The sequence below is a fragment of the Streptomyces sp. NPDC054961 genome, from assembly GCF_053609145.1.
In genome coordinates this window covers 95,020-100,632 of record NZ_JBSGWY010000030.1, presented here as the reverse complement: position 1 = coordinate 100,632, position 5,613 = coordinate 95,020, and the positions used below count along the sequence as shown (strand labels likewise).

The following is a 5,613-nucleotide window of genomic DNA, read 5'->3' as shown; positions in this document are numbered from 1 at the left end:
CCCGGCGCGGCCGCAGCTCACGCCCCCCCCCCCCCCCGCGCCACCCACCGCGCCTCCACCCCGCCCCCCCCCCCCACCCCCCCCGGCGCCCCCCGCCCCCCCGGGCCCGCCCGGGGCTTCGTCCATGGCGCCCCCGGCGCTCCCCAGGGGCGCCTGGAAGGCAATGGGGAACGCGGGGAACGCGGGGCCCGCGGGCGCGGCGGGCGGCGCGGCCACGGGGCTCACGTCGGCGGGGGTCCCCGTGGAGACGGCCCGTCCGGGGGAGGGTCGGCACCCCGGACCCCGTCGTCGGCACGGGCGGCGCCCGGCAAACGGAACCTCGCACCAGCGGCGCGACCGCCAGTTTGACCCCTCCGACCGAGGCCCGTAACCTAGGTCGCTGGCGTGTCTATGCATACGCCATCCACTGAGCACCTCACCTCCCGCACCGCCTCGCGGCGCGGGGGAGGCCGGTCTGCGGGTTCCCGCGGTGGCCGGCTGGCTTCAGGGGTTCCCGAACTCGAGTGAGAGAGAGATCCGCGTGTACGCCATCGTGCGCAGCGGTGGTCGCCAGCACAAGGTTGCTGTCGGCGACATCGTTGAAGTTGACAAGATTCCCACCGCCAAGGTTGGCGACACGGTCGAGCTCTCGACCCTGCTCGTTGTCGACGGCGAAGCCGTGACCAGCGACCCGTGGGTCCTGGCCGGCGTCAAGGTCACGGCTGAGATCGTGGACCACCACAAGGGCGTCAAGATCGACATCCTGCGGTACAAGAACAAGACCGGCTACCGCCGTCGCCAGGGTCACCGCCAGCAGTACACGGCGATCAAGGTCACCGGTATCCCCGCGGCTGCGAAGTAAGAGGGACTGAGACATGGCACACAAGAAGGGCGCATCGTCCACCCGGAACGGGCGCGATTCCAACGCTCAGCGGCTCGGCGTGAAGCGCTTCGGCGGTCAGGTCGTTTCCGCTGGTGAGATCCTCGTCCGCCAGCGCGGCACCCACTTCCACCCGGGTTCGGGTGTCGGTCGTGGTGGCGACGACACGCTGTTCGCGCTGCAGGCCGGTTCGGTCGAGTTCGGCACGCACCGTGGCCGCAAGGTCGTCAACATCGTTCCGGCCGCCTGATCCCAGCTTCGGCTGAATCGGCAGTTCGCAACATCCCGAGGGCGGATCTCAGCTCTTCCCGGCGCGAGCCGGGAAGAGAGGTCCGCCCTCGGCGCGTTGTCACATAGACACGTTTAATGGCAGCAAGGCCTGCCCCCGGGCTTTCCGGGACATTCCCGCTGTATCTGGAGGAACAACCATGACCACCTTCGTGGACCGCGTCGAATTGCATGTCGCCGCGGGTAACGGGGGCCACGGCTGCGCCTCCGTTCACCGGGAGAAGTTCAAGCCGCTCGGCGGCCCCGACGGCGGCAACGGCGGCCGTGGCGGCGACGTCATCCTGGTGGTGGAGCAGGCCGTCACCACCCTGCTGGACTACCACCACAGCCCCCACCGCAAGGCCACCAGCGGCAAGCCCGGCGAGGGCGGCAACCGCTCCGGCAAGGACGGCCAGGACCTGATCCTGCCCGTGCCGGACGGCACCGTCGTCCTCGACAAGGAGGGCAACGTCCTCGCCGACCTCGTCGGCCAGGGCACCACCTACGTCGCGGCCGAAGGCGGCCGTGGCGGCCTCGGCAACGCCGCGCTCTCCTCGGCCCGCCGCAAGGCGCCCGGCTTCGCGCTCCTCGGCGTCCCCGGCACCGGCGGCGACGTCATCCTGGAGCTCAAGACCGTCGCCGACGTCGCGCTGGTCGGTTTCCCGAGCGCCGGCAAGTCCTCGCTGATCTCGGTGCTCTCCGCGGCCAAGCCGAAGATCGCGGACTACCCCTTCACCACCCTCGTCCCGAACCTGGGCGTCGTCACCGCCGGCTCGACGGTCTACACGATCGCCGACGTCCCGGGCCTCATCCCGGGCGCCAGCCAGGGCAAGGGCCTCGGCCTGGAGTTCCTGCGCCACGTCGAGCGCTGCTCGATCCTCGTGCACGTCCTGGACACCGCCACCCTGGAGTCCGACCGCGACCCGCTCGGCGACCTCGACGCCATCGAGGAGGAGCTGAAGCTCTACGGCGGCGGCCTCGAGAAGCGCCCGCGCCTCGTCGTCCTCAACAAGGTCGACATCCCCGACGGCCAGGAGCTCGCGGACATGGTCCGCCCGGACCTGGAGGCCCGCGGCTACAAGGTCTTCGAGGTCTCCGCGGTCTCCCGCACCGGTCTGAAGGAGCTGTCCTTCTTCCTCGCCGAGGTCATCGCGAAGTTCCGTGCCCGCAAGCCGAAGGAGGAGGCGACCCGCATCGTCATCCGCCCGAAGGCCGTGGACGACAGCGGCTTCACCATCGCCTACGACGAGGCCGAGGACGTCTACCGGGTGCGCGGCGAGAAGCCGGAGCGCTGGGTCCGCCAGACCGACTTCAACATCGACGAGGCCGTCGGCTACCTCGCGGACCGTCTCAACCGCCTCGGTGTCGAGGACGCGCTGCGCAAGGCCGGCGCCCGTGCCGGTGACGGCGTGGCCATCGGCTCCGACGACAACGCGGTCGTCTTCGACTGGGAGCCGACCATGATGGCCGGCGCCGAGATGCTGGGCCGCCGCGGTGAGGACCACCGTCTGGAGTCGCCGCGTCCGGCCACCACGCGCCGCAAGGAGAAGGAAGCCGAGCGCGACACCGCGCAGAAGGAGTACGACGAGTTCCGCCCCTTCTGACCGGCGGACCCCGACGGGCGGACACCGGCGGACGGTCGTGAGGCCACGTTTACCCGCGTGGCCTAGGATCCCCTGGTGACGAGCACGAATACCTCCACCGTTTCCGTCGTGGTGATCGCGTACAACGACGCCGGGCTCGTGGGCGAGGCCGTTTCCTCGGCCCTCGCCCAGGGCCCGGTGGTCGCCGAGGTCATCGCCGTGAACGATGCCTCCTCCGACGGGACCGGGCCGGTGCTGGACGGGCTGGCCGCCCTCCACCCCCGCCTGAAGGTCGTGCACCGCACGGAGAACAGCGGGGGCTGCGGCACCCCGCGCAACGACGGGATCGCGGCCGCGACCTCCCCGTACGTCCTGTTCCTGGACAGCGACGACGTCCTGCCCCCGGGGGCGGCCGCGGCCCTGGTGCGCGCCGCCGAGCAGCACCGGGCGCCCGTCACGGTCGGCGCCTGCGTCCGCAGGGAACTGCCCGGAGGCCGCGAAGTGCCCTGGGTCCCCGGTCTCTACACGCCGGGCGACGTGATCGACCGGCCGGCCGACCGGCCGGAACTGGTCCGGGACACCCTCTGCGTGAACAAGCTCTACGACCGGGCCTTCCTGAACGAGCACGGGATCCGCTTCCCCGACGGCCGGTTCGTCTACGAGGACTTCGCCTTCACCGCCCGCGTGCTGGCCGCCGCGCCCCGCATCGCCGTGATCGGCGACCTCGTCTACGTCTGGCACGTGCGCCGCGACGCCGCCCAGGTGTCCATCTCCCTGGACCGCAAGGACGTCGGCAACTGGCGTGCGCGCATCGAGGCCCACCGCACCGCCTCCCGCACCCTCACCGGGTCCTCGGCCGAGCTGGGCCGCGCCTGCCAGGTCAAGTTCCTCGAGTACGACCTGCGCATGTACCTGCGCGAGCTCGGCAAGGACCCCGAGTACCAGGCCGCCTGGTGGGCCCTGACCCGCGACTACCTCGCCGGTTTCGCCGACGCCGACATCGAGGCCGCCGCGGCGCCGGCCCGCTGGACCGTACGGGTGCTGCGCGCCTGCGAGGCCCCGCCCGCCCCCGCCGACCTCAAGCGGCTGACCGCCTTCGCCGCCGACCCGCCCCGGCTGCCGCCCCCGTACGCGACCGGTCCCGGCGGGACCGCGGTGTGGAGCGAGACCCTGCCGGTGGAGCTGGACGGGCTGGCGGAGCTGGAGACGGCCGGACTGCCCGTCACCGTCGACGCCGAGCCGCTCGGTTCCGGCGGCCTGCGGATCCTCGTCCACGACCTGTACGGGCGCCTCGCCCCGGCCGGTCCGCGCAGCGTCCAGCTCCGCTTCGTGCCCCGGGCCGGCGGCGGGGAGCCGCTGTGCGCCGAGACCGTGGAGCTGCGCCTCGCCGAGGGCGGCGGCCACTGGACCGCGGAACTGCCCTTCCCCCTCACCACGCTGGCGGCCGCCGGGCGCGGCGCGGGCCGGCGGGGCATGCAGGCGTGGGACGTGCGGGCGAGCGTGGAGTGCGAGGACGGGAGCTCCCTGCTCACCTCTCCGCGCCCCCTCGGAGGCCTGCTCCACCGGCGGGTGCTGCCCAGCAGCCGGTACGGTGTGCTGTTGGCGCAGCCCTATCGCACGGCCGCCGGATCGCTGGGACTGCGGCTCGCGCCCGGGGCCGACGGCGTCATGAGCCTCGTGCGCGAGCGCCTGAACCGGGCCCGCAGGAGCCGGGGGCGGAGCGGGGTCCGGCGGTAGCCGGACGACAAGCGGGTCCGGCGGCAGCCGGAAGAACAAGAGACAGAGCCCAAGGAGATACGCATGACGTTTCTGATCACTGGTGGTGCCGGTTACATCGGGGCACACGTCGTCCGCGCGATGCTGCTCGCCGGTGAGGAGGTCGTGGTTCTGGACGACCTCTCCACGGGCAACGCCGACCGTGTCCCGCAGGGCGTCCCGCTGGTGGTCGGTTCCGTGCTGGACCGGCGGATCCTGGACGAGACGTTCGCCCGGCACGAGATCACCGGCGTGGTCCACCTGGCGGGCAAGAAGCAGGTCGGCGAGTCCGTGGACAAGCCGCTGCACTACTACGAGGAGAACGTGCAGGGCCTCACGGTCCTGCTCGGTGCCGTGGCCGCCGCCGGCGTCCGCAACTTCCTCTTCTCCTCCTCCGCCTCCGTGTACGGGATGCCCGACGTGGACCTCGTCACCGAGGACACCCCGTGCCTGCCGCTGAGCCCGTACGGCGAGACGAAGCTGGCCGGCGAGTGGCTGGTGCGCGCCGCGGGCAAGGCGCACGGCATCTCGACCGCCTGCCTGCGCTACTTCAACGTGGCGGGCGCCGCGACCCCCGAGCTCGCCGACACCGGCGTCTTCAACCTGGTCCCGATGATCTTCGAGCGCTTCGACCGGGGCGAGGGCGCCCGGATCTTCGGCGACGACTACCCGACCACGGACGGCACCTGCGTCCGCGACTACATCCACGTCGCGGACCTCGCGGAGGCCCACGTGGTGGCGGCCCGCAAGCTCGTCGAGTGGGGCGCGCAGGGCGAGTACAGGGACCTCACGGTCAACATCGGCCGCGGTGAGGGCGTCTCCGTCCGCGAGATGGTCGACCTGGTGAACGAGACCACCGGGCACACCGACGCCGCGTACGCGCCCGTTCTCTCCCCGCGCCGCCCCGGCGACCCGGCGAAGGTCGTCGCCTCCGCCGACCGGATCTCGTCCGAGCTGGGCTGGAAGGCCCGCCACGACGTCCGCGAGATGATCACCTCGGCCTGGGAGGGCTGGGAGGCCCACCGCAAGGCCTGACCGCCCCGCGCGCCGTACGCACGAAGCCGCCCGCCCCCGTGAGTTACGGGGCGGGCGGCGTAGGGGGGGAGCCGTCCGCGGTGGCCCGGCCCGCGGGGGAGCAGCCGCCCCGCT

General features: G+C 72.5%; 5 protein-coding genes. All 5 read left to right on the top strand.

The features are described from left to right. Positions 1 to 520 precede the first annotated feature (520 nt). The 5 genes from rplU (at position 521) to galE (ending at position 5,499) form a co-directional block, all read left to right on the top strand. Complete coding sequence (rplU, locus tag ACWF9Z_RS25145; RefSeq protein WP_112446572.1) at positions 521 to 841, top strand: 50S ribosomal protein L21; 321 nt, start codon at positions 521 to 523, stop codon at positions 839 to 841. Between the two features lie 13 nt (positions 842 to 854). Continuing rightward, on the top strand, positions 855 to 1,109 hold the full coding sequence (gene rpmA, locus ACWF9Z_RS25140) for a 50S ribosomal protein L27 (protein WP_030013081.1): 255 nt from the start codon (positions 855 to 857) through the stop codon (positions 1,107 to 1,109). 178 nt (positions 1,110 to 1,287) lie between these two features. After that, complete coding sequence (gene obgE / locus ACWF9Z_RS25135; protein ID WP_453605394.1) at positions 1,288 to 2,730, top strand: GTPase ObgE; 1,443 nt, start codon at positions 1,288 to 1,290, stop codon at positions 2,728 to 2,730. A gap of 75 nt (positions 2,731 to 2,805) precedes the next feature. After that, the gene (locus ACWF9Z_RS25130; RefSeq protein WP_453605392.1) at positions 2,806 to 4,446 is read left to right on the top strand and encodes a glycosyltransferase family 2 protein; all 1,641 of its coding nucleotides are present in this window, start codon (positions 2,806 to 2,808) and stop codon (positions 4,444 to 4,446) included. A 63-nt stretch (positions 4,447 to 4,509) separates the two neighbouring features. Next, positions 4,510 to 5,499 carry a UDP-glucose 4-epimerase GalE gene (galE, locus tag ACWF9Z_RS25125; protein WP_453605390.1) on the top strand — a complete coding sequence of 330 codons (990 nt, stop codon included), beginning with the start codon at positions 4,510 to 4,512 and terminating at the stop codon, positions 5,497 to 5,499. The last annotated feature ends 114 nt before the right edge of the window (positions 5,500 to 5,613 follow it).

Coding starts and splice junctions, on each gene's coding strand:
- galE (WP_453605390.1), top strand. CDS start 4,510: ATGACGTTTCTGATCACTGGTGGTGCCGGTTACATCGGGGCACACGTC.
- rpmA (WP_030013081.1), top strand. CDS start 855: ATGGCACACAAGAAGGGCGCATCGTCCACCCGGAACGGGCGCGATTCC.
- obgE (WP_453605394.1), top strand. CDS start 1,288: ATGACCACCTTCGTGGACCGCGTCGAATTGCATGTCGCCGCGGGTAAC.